Here is a 16,063-nt window from a genome sequence, read left to right on the forward strand (position 1 = left end):
GTATCAAAAAAGTGAACAAAATTGCTACTGCAGAAGAAGCAGAAATGAAGTTTCTAATACGTAAGTACGTGAAAGGTATTATTTCCAGTGGATAAAATGCGCATGGGACACCTAATCATTATTTTATGGGAAGAAAAGAATATGTTATGAACTTGGTTGAATGAAAAAATGAAAATTTTACTTTTAGAGTAAAACTGAACAAAATTCTTATTTAACAACAAATAAAAAGAGCACATTTTTATATGCACTCTTAGTAAGGCAGGTAAATGTCTCATGAGATATAAAAAATTCAAAAAATCGTAATCAGATTTTCACGAGTGAATTTTTAATATTGTATGCCTTACTTGGAGTTATGGAGCATGTCACTAAAGAAAAGAGACAAATGGGAATTTTAACAAAAGCGTTATTTAAATGAAAAGACAACAAACGGAGGGGTTTGTTGTCTTGATAAAAAGGAATGGCACTAAGTATATATTACTGAGGTAACTGGTTAGTAAAAGTATATGCATTATATATATAAATATCACCAAACAAAGGTGAAAAATTTTTAACAAAATCGTTATTTTGCTGAATAAAAAATAGAATCTCTCAAAGAGAGATTCATGGGAATATTTATATTTTTAACTACTCTAAAAATCTTTTTTTGATATCCGGATTAGGGATAAGACATTGTTTTTGTTTGCCAAACCATTTGTATCTATTTTCTGCGACTCTTTTGTAATAAAGGTTCCGAATAGGTTTTGGGATTATTAAAAGGATAAAAAATAATTTACAACTTCCTTTTAAGTGCCTACAAATATTCAGTATGGCATCTGATTCTGTATAAGCCTTATTATTATCAATTAATACCACGCTATCTATTGTTTCGCTAATGTTGTATTGATTTAATAACTGAATACCTATGCTACTTTGGCGTGATGCAAATTTAAAATATCCTTTAGGATCTCTTTTAATAATAAATTGAACACTTTGATTACATAAGTTGCATTCTCCATCAAAAAGTATAATTCGTGTCATTTATAATCCTTTCTAAAACGTTTATTTGAATGCTTTTTATTTTAACTGAAAAGAGAATATAAATACACTCATTGTGAATTATTGAATTACGAAGAGCTTTTAATAAAAACGCTATTTTAGATGAGGGAGGAATTACACACTAAAAAATAAATATGCCCTAGTACGTAAGGCTAGGGCATAAAAGTTAGTCGGTAAATATCTTCATAATAATATTATCACATTTAATGTTTTATATGTTTGGAATTATAGATATTTAGATGGCTTTTTAAAAACTTTATAAAAATTTCATTTGGTGGAAATAAAAACCCTAGTTTCCTAGGGTAATGGTATAACAGCTCAATATATTTTATTCTTTTATATTGTAACTTAATATTACGTTACAAACATCAGGTAAATGTAACCAATTACAGAAAATAAGAGCAGCTAACAAAAGCTAACTGCTCATATAAGGAAAACAGAGAAAGGATAACCATGTGTCTACAGTATTGACGGAATATTGAGTTTTAATCAAGGGAGATTATATTTTACAAATTAGATTATGATAGCCGATATTCTCCATATTGACCAGAAAAGAACCAAAAATTCTATTGAAATTCCAAGTTTTCTTTTCCTAGTTTTTTGAAATTCTTTTATTAAATAGCCAACAGCACTAATTGCTAGAAGAATGAAAAGAATAAGTTCTAGTGTAACTAGCATTTGATCTACTCCTAATCCATTAATTAACTTAGTATATAACGATTATAAGATGTTATTGTGGCTAATGGTGAAAAATTAAACAAAACTATCTCTATATGTAAAAAGGCCCCGTTGTCTCCAACAGGACCTTTCCTAAAATGGCAAAGAGTAACTCTTACCTTACTCTTTGTTCATATACTACAAGATTGTTAAAAAAAATCCAAGGCTCTTTATATTGAGAAATAAAGAAGAATCATTATAAAGGATTTTATCTTTTTTCATAAATAAAAGAGCAGCTAGCAAAAACTAGCTGCTCGGCTGGTTCTCCAAAAGGGGGAAAGGAGAAAGGTTAGGGACTTCATTAAATGAGTTCTGGCTATCGCCTATCTATATTATTAACGGAATATTGAGTTTTATTCGTGAAGAACGACGTTTAACTTAATGCATAGCCAATGATCAAAGTTAGTGTTAAAAACACTGATAATAAAAGTGTTAGTAGAACTGTTGCTATGCTTCTAAGCATCGTAACCCAATTATCTACTTTAGAAAATCCCTTCATACCAGCAAAAAAAGTTCCTATTGTTAAAACTAGTAAAAAAAATAAAGGGTGGATAGGTAGTGAATTCATAATAAACATCTTCGTTTCAGATGAGGCTAGTGAACCAATCTCAAGATATAAGAGGAATAAACCAATGCAAATAATAGAAAAAATAAAGGACCATAGATTGATGTTATGTTTCATCGCTTTCTCCTATATTATTAAAATATTTTCCATTTAATTCTAATGGAAAATAAAAGAAAAAGATAGCGTTTATAAATTGAAATGATTTTTTTTTACAAAATAATCCTTTTAGAAGAAAGTGAGGTTAGGAGAATGGAAGGTAACGTAAAGCTATTAGGTGCAGACGGAATGTGTGGAATGGAGTTTACAGGAAATAAGGTCAATGTTTATAACGATGAAGGATATGTAATGGAGAGTATGACAACAAGGGAGCATGTTCAGGAAGTTATTGATTTTCTTGAAGAGTGCAAGAAAGAAATGGAGGAATAACAATGGGACAAGGAAACCGTGGAATGGCTTTTGAAAAGCTTATTAATCTATCGAATGAAATGTATCAAAGAGGGGGAGTGGCGCTTATAAATAAGCGTCCAACTCCTGTGAAGGTATTAAGAATGGTCTATGGACGTGTGAAAGATGGTTATTACGAATCTAAAAGTACAGTAGACTATGACGGTGTGTATAAGGGACGAGCTATAGCGTTTGAAGCAAAATCTACAAATGAGATAAATCGATTTGATTTAAAGAACATCGCGCAGCATCAATTGGATTATCTAGAGATAGCGGAGAAGATGGGGGCAATTTGTTTCTTCCTCATCGGGTTTAGTAAGGACAAGTCAGTATTCGCGGTACCACTATCAGTCATTCAATCTTATGTAAGGGTGTCACAGCAGCCCAAAGGCAAGAAGTCGATACCAAGAGCGGATTTTGATATTTATGGGTATTTAGTAGATCAGACAGAACGAGCGCCAGTGGATTACTTACAATACATTGACGAAGCAGTAGCACCAGTTATGTTTGATGGAATGATTCAATTTGATCAGGACCATACAAGGATAGCAAATAACATGGAAGCAGCAAAAGAGAAGATGGCCAACAAGAAACGGAAATTGCTAAAGGCTTAATGGATAGCGGAGCAATGACTAACAGTGTGGTGGGGGTAATGTTAATGCGCGATGTTCCCTTATTCAACAATGAGATATTAAAATTTCACGTACCTAATGTAAAGTTAAAAAGACAAATTCGAAATAGGGGGGATTCCTTCATGGAGAGACAATTAACTTTATTACCAGCAATCGATGATAAGAAAGTACAGAAGGAAGTAGTGAGCGTTTTAAAGGAATACAGAGCACTCAAGATGCGATTCAGTAATGAAGTGGAACAAGAAGGAATCAGTTTGTTTCCTGAGCTACGTAATTCTAGAAACACGAGTAAATGGAAGGTGCAGCAGGTAGAAAAGGCGCTTAATAACTTACTAGATGAAGATGAACGGAATATCGTTGAGCGTAAGTTCCTAACAAACGAGAGAGTAAAAGATTCAGATGTTTATCATGATCTACTACTCAAGAAGACATATTTCTATGAAAAGAAGCAAAGTGCGGTTAAATTGATTGCTACGGCATTAGGGATAATCTAAAAATAGCGAACAAAATGCGAACTTTTTGGGGGACTAAATAAAACCATGGAAATTATAAGCTATTCCTATAAACAGTTCTTTGAAAAGAGAATACGTTTTGGGGATAGCGTTCCCATTATAATAACGTTACTCGGTGACGCGGAGGCTAGAGGGGATAAGAGCTTCCCAAAATTATTTATATTTTACTTCTCATTGAGTGTATAAACGTACCGCCTTTCGTTTGTAGGCTCATAGGTAGTAAAATCACACCTGTCATGTGAATTCTTGATTTCTATGTTAAAACTGGATCGTTTACCAAGTGGGATGATGGTTCGTTCGATTGAATGGGCCACGTTCCCGGATAGAAGGAATAACTTAATTTATTAGTAATTACTCACAATATTTACTAATGTAACGTAAGCTAGGTTCTTCTTAAACGATTAAACGAGCAGAGAGCTTCCGCTCTTTGTTTGAGCCAATACAGCTGAACCTTCCCCTCAGTCTTGTGTATTGGTTCAAACAAGGCGTAGGAAGAAACATACGCGTCTTGATATAATCACGTTGTATAAACGAAATTGGCGAAAATGACATTAAGTAGCCGACTCTATGGAGTATAAACGAGAAGATTCTTAGTCTTCTCCCAGTCACCGAATTAACCAAATGTGAAGCGTGTAGCTAATATATAGTGTTGCGATGACTTGGAGAAGGTTGAGAGTTATCTTGACCTTGGAAGAGGAACTCTTGCCATTTGTTTTTCTATTTCTCTCTATTAAATATGTGAACTATGGGGAGTTTTGTAAAACATAACTTTTGAATTATGTAATAAAAGTATATATAATTATACTAATATTAATATATTAACTAGTTAAAAATGGGGAAAGAAAAATGAAGATTAAATTTGATGTAGTTAAAGATGAAAATTTTGATTTTACTTTATTAGAAACAAAATTGCTGAAAACTTTTAAAGAAGTAGATAATGTAGCAATAATTGAAAAGGTTGAAGATAAAATTTTTGAAAAAGATGATGTGCAGACCCATTTAGCGGAGATTACTATTAATGTTACAGGAAAGAATATTGGATATAGATCAGCTTCAGCTAGTATATTCATTGTTCTAGAAAGTCTATCAATAGAGCTATTCAATATTAATATTAGTATACGTTAAGCATCCAAAACGGGTGCTTTTTTCTTTGTTATATAGAAATTACACATTAACGATTAGGCATATTTAAGAATTTTGAACATAAGATGGTAGTGACACCGGGAAAGATTCATTGTGTTCGCTACTCGCGTTAACACGTTTCGAAAAGGCATCTTAATTAGGTGCTTTTTTGTTTTCATCTTTCGAGATGGACGAGCATATATTGGACTGTTTGGATGAAAACCACTTTATATATCAGAGCACCTACCAATTATGGGTGCTCTTTTAAAATGATCTTATTCATATCGAAAATGTTTTAACATACAATAAGGTGAGAGTAGGCAAAAGAGTCAACGATACTCTAATAATTTGAAAGAGCGTCCATTGAAGGCGCTCTTTTGTTTTGAATAAAATGGATATTTGGTTAGGAAGGTTAATGATGAAAGTTATTTATTAACATCCAATTTTGACAACATGGTTTATCTTTTGGATAACTATGTGTTCATCATGTATCGTGTCGATGGTGAAGAAAGATAAGGGGTGAGCAAGTGGATTGGATAGACTTCTTTGGGATTCTAATATGGGTAATCATCCTTCGCATGTATTATCGATACGTTACAAAACAAACGAACACAACGAACGAAAATAGAGGTGAAGAATGTCCTGTTCGTCTGTCTAAAAGTTGACCCTTTTGTACAGTTAAAATTTATAGGGTAAAAACTTTGTAAACAGATAGTTGTTAATGTCTAAAAGATAGTCTAAAATAAAAGTATATAATTCTTAAGACTTTTAGACTATTTTGAGGTGATTTGGATGGCTATCGTTGGTTATGCAAGGGTAAGTACAAAAGATCAAAACTTAGATGCACAAATTGAAAGGTTAACAGAATATGGATGTGACAAAATATATTCTGAAAAGTACAGTGGAGCTAATAGTGATCGGGAAGAATTGCAAAAGGCACTAGAGTATATGAGAGAAGGAGATAAATTTGTTGTTTGTAAAATAGATCGTTTAGCCAGATCAATATTTGATTTGCATAAGATTGTAAATCAATTAGCTGATCGAGGAATAGCGGTGGTGTTTCTTAAAGAACAAATTGATTTTTCAACGCCTGCAGGTAAATTGATGTTTACTATGTTAGGGGCTATTGCTGAGTTTGAAAGAGATTTAATCAATGAAAGAACAGCTGAAGGTCGAGAAAGGGCTAAAGCGATGGGTAAACATATGGGACGTAAAGGGCAGGATGAAAAGCAAGTTAAACAAGCCATGAACTTATTTTTAAATAGGAAGGAAAATGGTTTGAGTGTAAATGATATTTCAAAAATGACAGGTGTTCCGCGTTCTACTATTTATGCTAAGGCTAAAGAATTAAAGTAGCGAATCCGCTGCTTTTTTATTTTGCATAGAAAAAAGTTATTCGAAGGGAGAAATGAACGAGTTACTTCCTATTATATAGAAGGTGGTGGGTGATATGGAGTGAAACAAAAACACGAGTTAGCTCAAGAAGATTACATGCAAGGTATGAAGTATAAGGAACTGGCTGAGAAATATGAGGTCAGTATTAATACAATTAAGTCCTGGAGAAAAAGGCATGGTTGGAATCGAAAAAGGGTGCACCCAAAAGATGAAAAAGGATGCACCCAAACCAAGAAAACAGGTGCACCCCTTGGCAATAAGAATGCAGTGGGTAATTCGGGCAACAAGAACCCTAAATGGGGTAATAATAATGCTGTAGGGCATGGCCCGCCAAAAGGGAACCATAACGCTATGACGCATGGTTTCTTTCGAAAACACTTTCCAGAAGATGTAGCTGATTTAGCTGCTGAGATCATGGAGAAGAATCCAATTGATATGTTATGGGAAAACATAACGATTCAGTATGCTGCTATTATTAGAGCGCAAAGATTAATGTTTGTTAAATATCAAGAAGATAAAACAAAAGAATTACGAAAGAATAAAGTTACTGAGAGTGGCTTTGAAGAGGAATGGGAAATCCAATTTGCTTGGGATAAACATGCTACTTTCTTAAATGCTCAGTCCAGGGCGATGACGACATTATCACAGCTTATTGAGAGGTTTGATAGGTTAGCAAATGCAGATGATAAGAGAAGACTAGAGTTAGATAAATTGAAGGCAGATATAGAGAAAACCAAAGCCGACACCGCTCGTATTAAAGGTGAAGATGGCGAAGAATATGAAGATGATGGTTTTAAAGAAGCGCTAGAAGGTAAGGTAGAGGAAGTGTGGGATGACTATGTCGACGATTCCGAAGCGTAAAAAGAAACCTGCTCCATTCAAATTCAAGCCATTCTCCAAGAAGCAGATGAAGGTATTAACCTGGTGGAAGCCTAACAGTCCCGTTAAAGATTATGACGGGATTATTTGCGATGGCTCCATTCGTGCCGGGAAAACAGTATCAATGGCTCTTTCCTATGTCATGTGGGCAATGGAATCCTTTGTGGGTGAGAACTTCGGTATGTGTGGTAAAACAATCGGTTCGCACCGCCGTAACGTTATAACGCCACTTAAAAAGATGCTAAAGTCTCGTGGTTATAAGGTGAAGGACCACCGAAGTGAGAATATGCTTTCTATTACTAAAGATGGAGTAACGAATTTTTTCTATATCTTTGGTGGTAAGGATGAAAGTTCTCAGGATTTGATACAAGGTATAACTGCTGCAGGAATGTTTTTTGATGAAGTAGCACTTATGGTGCAAAGCTTTGTCAATCAGGCGACAGGACGTCTATCAGTTACTGGTTCTAAAATGTGGTTAAAATTAGCCACGCTACATAGTGATATGTAGTTTAAAACTCGGTGAACTGGTAAGTGCCAGGTGTGCCTAAATGGTGCTAACGGTGAAAATCTAAAACGAACCAATTTTAATTGTAATCCTTTTGTAGTAAAATAATACCAAAGGGGTGGTTGCAATGAACAATCATATTAAAGGTTATGTTTACATGTTGATTTCTCCAAGTGGAAAAGAGTATATAGGAAGAACTATTGATATAAAAAGAAGGGTAAATAATTATAAAACCCGTTGTAATTACGTAGAAACTCCAATTTATCAAGAAATAAAAAAATACGGTTTTGATAACTTTCAACTTGATATATTAAAGGAAATCACAGGAGAAAGGGAAGAAGTCGAAGAACAACTAAATAAATTAGAGGGATACTATATTGCGAAACATAGAACTTCCGAAATAGGGGTGAATGTAAGGAACTTCGACGGGAAAATACGAACCTATACTCTGAAAGATTCTACTAAAGAGAAAATGAAAAGGTCGCAAACAGGAAGGAAGCATTCGTTAGAATCTCGACAAAAAAGAGCAGGAGAGAACGCCTACCAATCAAGAAAAGTCCATTCAGAAAAATTAGGTGAAACTTTCAATTCTTTAAGAGAAGCTGCTAAATATGCAGGATTAACAAACGGATGTAAAATTTCTGAGTTTATTAGTGGGAAAAGGAAGTCAGCGGGTAAACATCCAGAAACAAAAGAACCTTTAAATGATTGGAAATTTGTTTGATATGACAATACCGTGCCAAGCCATAGGGGAAACCCTTTGGAAGGTGTAACGACTAAGATATACAGGCTAAGGAAGCGACTAACGTCGCTTTTTTCTATGCTTATGAAATCTGTACTCATAAGGTGTAATTCCTTATGGGGAAGCGCCGAGCATCTCTAGAATGAGATGAAGATATAGTCTATTCCCCTAATAAATATCGGGAAACCGAGGGTATAAAAGTTAACTGTAACCCAGCAGGGCCATATCACTGGTTTAAAGAGAAGTGGTTGGATCAAAAGAAAGAAAAGAATCTACTGCACCTTAAATTCTCTATGGATGATAATTTGTCATTAGACGAGAAGACGAAAAGAAGGTATCACCGCATGTATAGTGGCGTATTCTATCGTAGATATATCAAAGGTGAATGGGCAGCTGCTTCAGGACTTATATTTGATATGTTTGATGAGGATAAACATAAAGTCCCTACGATCCAAAGGGAATACGTTGAATACTTTGTTTCTTGTGACTATGGTACGCAGAACGCTATGGTATATGGCTTGTGGGGTAAGTGCATCGAAAAAGGCGAAGAAGTATGGTACAAGGTGAAGGAGTACCGTTATAGCGGTAGAGAAACGGAAAAGCAGAAAACAGACCAGGAATACTACGAAGACTTTGAGGGATTTGTAGGGGATTTGCCAATCCATGGTACAGTAGTTGACCCGTCCGCTGCTTCATTTATAGCTTTGCTAGTTAGGAACAAACGAAAAGTATATAAGGCCCGAAATAATGTTAAAGAGGGTATTGGTAATGTCGGTGTTGCGCTTAACACGGGCATTATTTATTTTAACGATTGCTGTAACGAAACATTTAAAGAATTCGCTTCTTATATATGGGATGAGAAATCAGTTGAACGTGGTGAAGATAAGCCACTGAAAGAGAATGATCACCATATGGACGAAACAAGATACTTTGTTAATACAATTATTTACGGACTGCGTAAAAAGAAGAAAAAGAAAAGAGGTGAAGCAGCTTAATGATGAATAAAAGGAAAGTTAGTGCCAAAGTAATTAAGGCAGCGGGAACAAGTGCTCAGGTACTATCCCGCCAGCAAGAGAGTGAAAATGAGAAGTATGCTGTAAATGAAATCATTGAACCACCTTATAGAATAGAAGACCTACAGCAGATTAGAGAAAATAGTACGATTCTTGGTCAATGTATTGATGCGTACAAGCGTAATATAGCTGGGTTTGGTCATGAAATGAAGTATAAGCAGGATGATAACAAAGAAACTCCTGAAATGAAGGCGGAGTGGACGTTAGTTGATACTGAAATTATTCCGTTATTTAGTTTCGAAAAGCCATTCAAGGAGATTCTTGAAACAGGTATTGATGATAAAGAGACGACTGGAAATGGTTATATTGAAGCGATTCGTAATTTAGAAGGAAAACCTGCAGAATTAATAAATATGTTACCGCAATACATGCGAGTGACACGTAAAGATGACAAACCTCAAGAAGTAACGTACTTAATTAATGGAAAAGAAATCAAACGAAAAAAGAGATTTCGTCGCTATGTACAACGAGTAGGATCAGTAGACACTTATTTCAAAGAGTTTGGCGATCCACGTTTCTTAAATAAAGAGACTGGTAAGTTTTCCGATGTTTCGTTAGGAGAAAAAAACGCTACCGAAGTTATTCATTTGAAGATTGGTAATGGACCATATGGCATTCCACGTTGGGTATCGCATGTTGTACACATGGTAGGGGCTAGAAAGGCAGAAGAATTAAATCTGCGTTATTTTAAACAAGGTAGACATATCCCGATGGCTATTCTATTAAAGAACGGCATTTTATCAGAAGAAAGTGAAGCGGCGATTACTGATTATGTTTCAAATGTTGAAGGCGAGGATAATCAACATAAATATCTCTTGTTGCAAGTGGAAAGTGCGGAGGAAGGTATTGTAGGTGACACCCCAACACCGGTGGATATTGAGCTTAAATCTTTAGCTGATATCTTGCAAAATGATGCTCTATTCCTTGAATACGATGAGAAATCACGCCAAAAGGTACAATCAGCATTCCGTTTGCCTGATGTATATGTCGGCTATATTAGAGACTTTAACAGAGCAACTGCTGAATCTGTGCGTGAGATTACAGAAGAGCAGGTGTTTGAACCTGAGCGTAACAGCTTAGAGTTCATCATTAATAACGTTCTTCTGCTTCCATATGGATTAAAACACGTATATGTGAACCTACGTAAGTCAGAAATTAGTAACACGGAAGATATGGTTAAAACCATTGAGGTATTGGCTGATAAGGGCGGTTTAACATTTCGAGATATACGTAATATCGCTGGTAATATGCTAAATAAAGAGTTCTCTGATTATGATATTCCTGAAGTAGATCAACCGGTTGCTTTAGTTTTAGAAAGACATCGTAAAGTAAGTGGTTGGCAAAAAGGATTAGGAGAAACTCTACAGAAGTCAGCTGACAGCAATTCAAATGAGGAACTAGTCAATGTAATGAAAGACCTACGTGACGTACTGGAGTCGATGCAAAATGCAGAAGATTGATAAGCTCTTAGTTTCTCTTAATGAATGGATTGCAAAGGCTGATACGGACGATTTTATAGCTTCATTGCCTACGGATCTAGAAGTATTGGACATGTTACCAGGATACGTTGAGGAATTTGAAAAAGAAATTGCTAAACTGCTTCGGAAACAGAAGAAGTACTTTGTCGATGGAATTAAGAACTATATGAAAAAAGATGCTGTGGAGAAGGGTATCAAGATAAAGGACATTATCGACTTTGTCACTGGTAGCCTATTTGGAGCGGATACCTTTGCTAAAAGCCTGAGCAAAGCAGCAAGGAAGTTTCTTGATTATACGATGAAGGACATGACAAAAGCTTTTATGGATGCGATTGACCCAAATATTCAATTTAATATCTTCTCAAAACGCACTACAAAGTGGATTGACAGTTGGGCTGATGAATTAGGAAAGATTATGAAGATTAACTCTCACAAAGCAGTAGAGCGGATTTTAAACGAAGGATTAGAGAAAGGGAAAGGTATTCGTGAAATAGCAAGAGAGCTTGCGAAGCTTCCGGAATTCGACCGTAAAAGAGCGAAGAGGACAGCGCAGACCGAAGTCCTTGCAGCATGTTCCGCTTCTCAATTTGAATCATATTACCAATCCCCTGCGGTTACGGGTAAGAAGTGGCGTCATAGCGGTGCGAAGAATAATCAACCGCGGGAAAATCATGTGGCGTATGACGGTACAACGGTTCCGGTAGAGGAAGAATTTAAACTGCCTGGATCTGGTGAGAAATGTATGTTTCCTCGTGATAGTTCGTTAAGTGCGAAAGAAAGAGTGAATTGCAAATGTGTTATGTCCCCTTCAGTAGATAAAAACATATTAGGGCTATCTGAAGAAGAGAAGCAGAAGATTAGGGAAGAAACTTTGAAGGAGTTGAGTAGAAAATGAAGACTTCTAAAGCTATGTTGATTCATATTTGAAAGGAGGTGAATAGAACAGATGACAAAGCGAAAATTGAAAAATCTACAAGTCTCACACGTTTCTTATGTAAATGCAGGTGCAAATAAAAGAGAATTCTTTTTGACTAAATCAGACCAAGAGCCGAACTTTGAAAAAGAAGTGCGTGTTATTAAATCAAATGATGAAGAAAAACGCTTAGTATATGGAATTGTTTATGAACCGGGTGTTCTCGATAGTCATAACGATTTCGCTGACGAAGTGACTATCGAGAAAGCTGCTCATGAGTTCATGCTGAAATATCGACAGATTGATAAGGACCATGATTTCCAAGCAGGAGTTGGTGAAGTAGTTGAATCATATATCGCTCCTGCTGATATGGAAGTGAACGGTGAGGTAATAGCAAAAGGAACATGGGTGCTTGTTACTAAGGCAACTGAGGAAGTGTGGGAATCTATCCAAAAGGGAGACTATAAAGGATATTCCCTTGCAGGAGTCGCAGAAACAGAAGTGGTTGAAGAAGAAGTAACTAAAACTGAAGAGAAGCAATTTAAGTCCTTCTTCCAATTGATGAAGAGCTTTTTTAGTGGAGAGAAAGTTGAAAAAGGCGAGGTTAGAGATAAATTTAATCAGAACAAACATCGCCGTGATGTTAACGCCTCTTTCTCTGCACTAGAAGATACTTTCTATCAATCATTATGGAATGCTCCTACTGCTGATGCTATCGACTTAGATCGTATTGAAGCAGCCGCACTTGAATTTGTTGAGATTATCAATGAATTGAAGGACACAGAAGCAGTTGTAAAGGCATGGGAGGACAAACCTGTTGTATCTCTTGCTGAAGAAGTGGAGAAAGCAGGTAAGAAAATCAGTGTTCCAAACATGGGAGATATCGACGCTGCTATTGAGTCATTAACAAATCTAAAAACATGCGTCACACCTTCAACGGAAGGCGCAGAGAGTGAGGGAAACAATATGGAGTTTAACAAAGAACAATTAGAAAAAACATTAACTTCAGCAGTAGAAAAGGCTGTTGGCCCAATTAAGGAAGAGTTAGCTACTGTTAAGAAACACCTTAATCTCGACGAGGAAAAAACAGAAGAAGATATTAAGGTGGAAAAAGCTGTTGAAGCTGCTACCGCTCCTTTACGTGAAGAGATCGAAGCATTAAAGAAATCTCAAGGTATTAGTAATCAGCAAGATACTGATGTTGTCGAGAAAGCAGAAGTTAAAAAATCTGTATGGAATGGCTTACTGTAAGCCTGAAGGAGGAAAATATATATGACACTTAATAACAAAACAATTATTGAAAAAGCAGACGTTACTCTTGCCACATTAGCTAGTGGCGGTTTAATGAATCCTGAACAAGCTGATACATTCTTACGTATGGTGCAAAACTCTCCTACTATTTTAAAGGACTCGCGCTTTGTTCAAATGGCTTCAGACACACTTAAAATTGAAAAAATCGGCTTTGGTTCCCGTATTCTTCGCCCTGGTGTTGAAGGTGTACCTTTAAAAGACTCTGATCGCTCTGCTCCATCAACTAGTACAATTACGTTAAATGCTAAAGAAGTAATTGCGGAAGTGCATATTACTTATGATACATTGGAAAACAATATTGAGGGCGGTAATCTTCAAAATACTATCATGCAGATGATAGCAGATCGTGCTGCATTAGATATCGAAGAGCTAATTTTGAATGGTGATATAGCATCTACAGATTCATATTTAGCTTTATTAGATGGCCTACGTAAACAAGCAACTTCGCATGTTGTAGATGGTGCTGCAGGCGTATTTACTAAAGATGTATTTAAGAAAGCTTATAAAGCTGTTCCGGCTAAATACCTGCGTAACCCTAAAGATTGGAAGTTTTACACATCGCATGGTTTAGAAATTGAATGGAAAGACCAAGTAGCGATGCGACAAACTAACTTAGGGGATGTTTCACTTCAAGGTGGTTTAGCTTCTGCTTATGGTGTACCAGTAGAGGGAATTGCTATGTTACAGCCATATAATGATGGAGAAAATACTGTATCTGATATTTTATTAACTCCTCCTAAAAATATTGTGACAGGTATGAGCCGTAATATTCGAATTGAAGTAGATAAGGATATTCGCGCTCGTAAATTCATTATTGTTTTAACTGCAAAGGTTGATGTGAAGTTCGAAGAGGAAGATGCAGTAGCGAAAGTTATCAAAGTTAAGGAGTGATGACTTTTGAACTACTACGCTAAATTAATAGTTGGTAAAACATATGACGTCCATGAACGTCTTTTTTTATTGGACCAAGAAGAGAAGGTTACAAAGAAAACCTATGATTATCTAAATGGTAATGAACAATTTGTAGTTCGAAAAGACAGTAGTAAATCTAAAGGAGAGGAGTGATAAGTATGACAATTATTACTGCTCAAGAATTAATAGTTTATACTGTACTGCCTGAAGTCAAGAAACGTCCTGTTCCTCTATTGGAGCAGGACATACTTGAAGCGGATACAGAGATTTATAATCTCTCTAAAATAGATTTTTGTGATAAGAAGAAATATCCTGAGATTCCAGCAGAAGTGAAGTTAGCGTGTAAGAAATTGGCTCAGTATTACGCTTATACAAATGCTGATACAACTGCAATGAAGGGAATTAAGTCTGAAAGTATTGGTGGAGGTGACTATTCTTATACAAAGGATAGTGGCAGTATAACGAAACCTTCAGTTCTATATCTCCTGCAGAAATTCATGGATCATAAAGGGAAAAATAAAGTCACATTCAAAATGAGGACGATTTAATGTCTCTTCAAGGTATGTTTGTTCACGAATGTGATATTTACCATGTGCAGAAGGAAACAAAGCCTGGGAAGTACGGGCAACCAGGAGAAGAGGTTTATTTATACCATGACACTCCTGATATTGCAGAACAAAGCTGCTACTTTGCAGAAAATGTGGCAGTTGCTAGACCTACTGCGATACAATCTGCTCCAAATCAGTTAAATGAACAGCATACACGATTGTTATTTATGCCTGGTACAGATATAAAACATAACGACAAGGTAATCAAGAAGAATACTAGGGTCGTTTACTATATACGCAATCCCTTTCCAGTAGTACATCCACTTACTGGTGAGGTTTCACATATAAAAGCCACTGCGGAGAGGAAGAGTGAGCCATGGCTAGTCAAATAACGACTAGAGGATTTCGTGAGTTCAGTGCAAAGTTGAATCGTATGGCACGCGGATTAGATCGGAACGTTGCTTTATGGCTTGAAGCTAGCGGATTTCAATTTCTAGAAGAGGTTCAAAATCAAATCATTTCATTAGCAGTTGTAGATACAAGACGACTGCTAAATTCGTTTGATAAAGGCGGAGATGGAAACGTATGGCGTTCCTCTGATGGCGGTTTAGTGTTAGAGATAGGGACAAATTTAAAATACGCCAAAATGCAAAATGATGGTTGGCAGCAGGTAAGGAGATTCGTTCCTGGTAGATGGGAAGGACATAATTTTGAATATGACCCACACGCACCAACAGGAATGATGCTAACTGCTAAATTTATTGAAGGTCGTCCCTATTGGGATAATGCAGTTGTCATTTATGAGCGTATGTTTCAGCGTTCATTTGACCGCCAATTTAAACAATGGGTACAGAATGGAGCGAGGTAATTATGTATGAGCAAATACATGGTTCTATGAAAGCTTTTGTATACGACAGTTTACCTGTTAATACATTCGCTTATCATGATCAAGTTCCAGAAGAACTAGTCATTCCCTCGGTATATTATCCGATTTTATCTATAAATGATGATAAAACTTCAAAAGATCATTACACCTTACTATACACGATGGTAGTAAGGTTTTTTAATGTGACGACAGATAAGGCAATGCAAGTAGCTGAAAAGGTTGCTAATAAAATCAGAAGTAACGGTTACACAGTACATCTTCGAAATGAAGATGGTAGTGATTCAATTGAAACGATTTATTTTCGGAGAGTAACAACTGCTCCAAGTGGAATTGGCTCTGCGCAACTAACAATGATTTTTGAATACCAACAAGCCTATGTAAATTAAGGAGTGTG

The 16,063-nt window shown here is 36.0% G+C and carries 19 protein-coding genes and 2 pseudogenes; 19 read left to right on the plus strand and 2 right to left on the minus strand.

Annotation, left to right across the window (positions count from 1 at the left end; genetic code table 11):
* Window positions 1-624 precede the first annotated feature (624 nt).
* Window positions 625-1,017, minus strand: a complete 393-nt coding sequence (locus tag SJY24_RS00245) for a thiol-disulfide oxidoreductase DCC family protein (protein ID WP_377863309.1) — start codon at window positions 1,015-1,017, stop codon at window positions 625-627.
* Window positions 1,018-2,125: 1,108 nt separating this feature from the next.
* Entirely contained in the window at window positions 2,126-2,434 is a 309-nt protein-coding gene (locus tag SJY24_RS00250; RefSeq protein WP_377863310.1) for a hypothetical protein, read from the minus strand.
* Between the two features lie 132 nt (window positions 2,435-2,566).
* Between SJY24_RS00250 and SJY24_RS00255 the strand changes: the two genes are divergently transcribed.
* The 19 genes and pseudogenes from SJY24_RS00255 (at window position 2,567) to SJY24_RS00345 (ending at window position 16,055) form a co-directional block, all read left to right on the plus strand.
* Window positions 2,567-2,743: a hypothetical protein gene (locus SJY24_RS00255; protein WP_377863311.1), complete on the plus strand. Its 177-nt coding sequence runs from the start codon at window positions 2,567-2,569 to the stop codon at window positions 2,741-2,743.
* A gap of 2 nt (window positions 2,744-2,745) precedes the next feature.
* A complete protein-coding gene (locus tag SJY24_RS00260) occupies window positions 2,746-3,375 on the plus strand; it encodes a Holliday junction resolvase RecU (protein ID WP_377863312.1) in 630 nt (209 codons plus the stop codon).
* A gap of 140 nt (window positions 3,376-3,515) precedes the next feature.
* Entirely contained in the window at window positions 3,516-3,887 is a 372-nt protein-coding gene (locus SJY24_RS00265; protein WP_340954747.1) for an ArpU family phage packaging/lysis transcriptional regulator, read from the plus strand.
* 864 nt (window positions 3,888-4,751) lie between these two features.
* On the plus strand, window positions 4,752-5,030 hold the full coding sequence (locus SJY24_RS00270; protein WP_012260114.1) for a hypothetical protein: 279 nt from the start codon (window positions 4,752-4,754) through the stop codon (window positions 5,028-5,030).
* 524 nt (window positions 5,031-5,554) lie between these two features.
* The gene (locus SJY24_RS00275; protein ID WP_377863313.1) at window positions 5,555-5,692 is read left to right on the plus strand and encodes a hypothetical protein; all 138 of its coding nucleotides are present in this window, start codon (window positions 5,555-5,557) and stop codon (window positions 5,690-5,692) included.
* Between the two features lie 127 nt (window positions 5,693-5,819).
* The gene (locus SJY24_RS00280) at window positions 5,820-6,383 is read left to right on the plus strand and encodes a recombinase family protein (RefSeq protein WP_377863314.1); all 564 of its coding nucleotides are present in this window, start codon (window positions 5,820-5,822) and stop codon (window positions 6,381-6,383) included.
* A 99-nt stretch (window positions 6,384-6,482) separates the two neighbouring features.
* Window positions 6,483-7,283, plus strand: a complete 801-nt coding sequence (gene terS / locus SJY24_RS00285) for a phage terminase small subunit (RefSeq protein WP_377863315.1) — start codon at window positions 6,483-6,485, stop codon at window positions 7,281-7,283.
* Window positions 7,255-7,776 (plus strand): annotated as a pseudogene (locus tag SJY24_RS00290) (PBSX family phage terminase large subunit); the annotation flags it as partial. The gene terS and the pseudogene SJY24_RS00290, both read left to right, overlap by 29 nt.
* A 157-nt stretch (window positions 7,777-7,933) precedes the next feature.
* Entirely contained in the window at window positions 7,934-8,530 is a 597-nt protein-coding gene (locus SJY24_RS00295; protein WP_377863316.1) for a GIY-YIG nuclease family protein, read from the plus strand.
* A 221-nt stretch (window positions 8,531-8,751) separates the two neighbouring features.
* Window positions 8,752-9,543, plus strand: a pseudogene (locus SJY24_RS00300) (PBSX family phage terminase large subunit); the annotation flags it as partial.
* Window positions 9,543-11,081 carry a phage portal protein gene (locus tag SJY24_RS00305; protein WP_377863317.1) on the plus strand — a complete coding sequence of 513 codons (1,539 nt, stop codon included), beginning with the start codon at window positions 9,543-9,545 and terminating at the stop codon, window positions 11,079-11,081. The pseudogene SJY24_RS00300 and the gene SJY24_RS00305, both read left to right, overlap by 1 nt.
* A complete protein-coding gene (locus SJY24_RS00310) occupies window positions 11,068-11,994 on the plus strand; it encodes a phage minor head protein (RefSeq protein WP_377863318.1) in 927 nt (308 codons plus the stop codon). Before SJY24_RS00305 ends, SJY24_RS00310 begins: the two co-directional genes overlap by 14 nt.
* A gap of 51 nt (window positions 11,995-12,045) precedes the next feature.
* Window positions 12,046-13,263: an XkdF-like putative serine protease domain-containing protein gene (locus tag SJY24_RS00315; protein WP_377863319.1), complete on the plus strand. Its 1,218-nt coding sequence runs from the start codon at window positions 12,046-12,048 to the stop codon at window positions 13,261-13,263.
* Between the two features lie 21 nt (window positions 13,264-13,284).
* Complete coding sequence (locus SJY24_RS00320; protein WP_377863320.1) at window positions 13,285-14,214, plus strand: phage major capsid protein; 930 nt, start codon at window positions 13,285-13,287, stop codon at window positions 14,212-14,214.
* A 6-nt stretch (window positions 14,215-14,220) separates the two neighbouring features.
* Complete coding sequence (locus SJY24_RS00325) at window positions 14,221-14,388, plus strand: YqbF domain-containing protein (RefSeq protein WP_164691369.1); 168 nt, start codon at window positions 14,221-14,223, stop codon at window positions 14,386-14,388.
* A gap of 5 nt (window positions 14,389-14,393) precedes the next feature.
* Window positions 14,394-14,783 (plus strand): protein YqbG, encoded by a 390-nt coding sequence (gene yqbG, locus SJY24_RS00330; RefSeq protein ID WP_377863321.1) that lies wholly within the window; start codon window positions 14,394-14,396, stop codon window positions 14,781-14,783.
* Window positions 14,783-15,175, plus strand: a complete 393-nt coding sequence (locus tag SJY24_RS00335; protein WP_377863322.1) for a DUF3599 family protein — start codon at window positions 14,783-14,785, stop codon at window positions 15,173-15,175. Before yqbG ends, SJY24_RS00335 begins: the two co-directional genes overlap by 1 nt.
* Window positions 15,160-15,651: an HK97 gp10 family phage protein gene (locus SJY24_RS00340; RefSeq protein WP_377863323.1), complete on the plus strand. Its 492-nt coding sequence runs from the start codon at window positions 15,160-15,162 to the stop codon at window positions 15,649-15,651. Before SJY24_RS00335 ends, SJY24_RS00340 begins: the two co-directional genes overlap by 16 nt.
* 2 nt (window positions 15,652-15,653) lie before the next feature.
* A complete protein-coding gene (locus tag SJY24_RS00345; RefSeq protein WP_377863324.1) occupies window positions 15,654-16,055 on the plus strand; it encodes a hypothetical protein in 402 nt (133 codons plus the stop codon).
* Window positions 16,056-16,063: the final 8 nt, after the last annotated feature.

Source organism: Bacillus sp. R86525, from assembly GCF_042466195.1.
Lineage (GTDB): Bacteria > Bacillota > Bacilli > Bacillales > Bacillaceae_G > Bacillus_A > Bacillus_A nitratireducens.

What these genes read in the sequence shown, in the direction of transcription:
- SJY24_RS00335 (WP_377863322.1), top strand. Translation starts at nt 14,783, where the DNA reads ATGTCTCTTCAAGGTATGTTTGTTCACGAATGTGATATTTACCATGTG.
- SJY24_RS00295 (WP_377863316.1), top strand. Translation starts at nt 7,934, where the DNA reads ATGAACAATCATATTAAAGGTTATGTTTACATGTTGATTTCTCCAAGT.
- SJY24_RS00260 (WP_377863312.1), top strand. Translation starts at nt 2,746, where the DNA reads ATGGGACAAGGAAACCGTGGAATGGCTTTTGAAAAGCTTATTAATCTA.
- SJY24_RS00305 (WP_377863317.1), top strand. Translation starts at nt 9,543, where the DNA reads ATGATGAATAAAAGGAAAGTTAGTGCCAAAGTAATTAAGGCAGCGGGA.
- SJY24_RS00310 (WP_377863318.1), top strand. Translation starts at nt 11,068, where the DNA reads ATGCAGAAGATTGATAAGCTCTTAGTTTCTCTTAATGAATGGATTGCA.
- SJY24_RS00340 (WP_377863323.1), top strand. Translation starts at nt 15,160, where the DNA reads ATGGCTAGTCAAATAACGACTAGAGGATTTCGTGAGTTCAGTGCAAAG.
- SJY24_RS00315 (WP_377863319.1), top strand. Translation starts at nt 12,046, where the DNA reads ATGACAAAGCGAAAATTGAAAAATCTACAAGTCTCACACGTTTCTTAT.
- SJY24_RS00250 (WP_377863310.1), bottom strand. Translation starts at nt 2,434, where the DNA reads ATGAAACATAACATCAATCTATGGTCCTTTATTTTTTCTATTATTTGC.
- SJY24_RS00265 (WP_340954747.1), top strand. Translation starts at nt 3,516, where the DNA reads ATGGAGAGACAATTAACTTTATTACCAGCAATCGATGATAAGAAAGTA.
- SJY24_RS00270 (WP_012260114.1), top strand. Translation starts at nt 4,752, where the DNA reads ATGAAGATTAAATTTGATGTAGTTAAAGATGAAAATTTTGATTTTACT.
- SJY24_RS00255 (WP_377863311.1), top strand. Translation starts at nt 2,567, where the DNA reads ATGGAAGGTAACGTAAAGCTATTAGGTGCAGACGGAATGTGTGGAATG.
- SJY24_RS00345 (WP_377863324.1), top strand. Translation starts at nt 15,654, where the DNA reads ATGTATGAGCAAATACATGGTTCTATGAAAGCTTTTGTATACGACAGT.
- SJY24_RS00280 (WP_377863314.1), top strand. Translation starts at nt 5,820, where the DNA reads ATGGCTATCGTTGGTTATGCAAGGGTAAGTACAAAAGATCAAAACTTA.
- SJY24_RS00320 (WP_377863320.1), top strand. Translation starts at nt 13,285, where the DNA reads ATGACACTTAATAACAAAACAATTATTGAAAAAGCAGACGTTACTCTT.
- yqbG (WP_377863321.1), top strand. Translation starts at nt 14,394, where the DNA reads ATGACAATTATTACTGCTCAAGAATTAATAGTTTATACTGTACTGCCT.
- SJY24_RS00245 (WP_377863309.1), bottom strand. Translation starts at nt 1,017, where the DNA reads ATGACACGAATTATACTTTTTGATGGAGAATGCAACTTATGTAATCAA.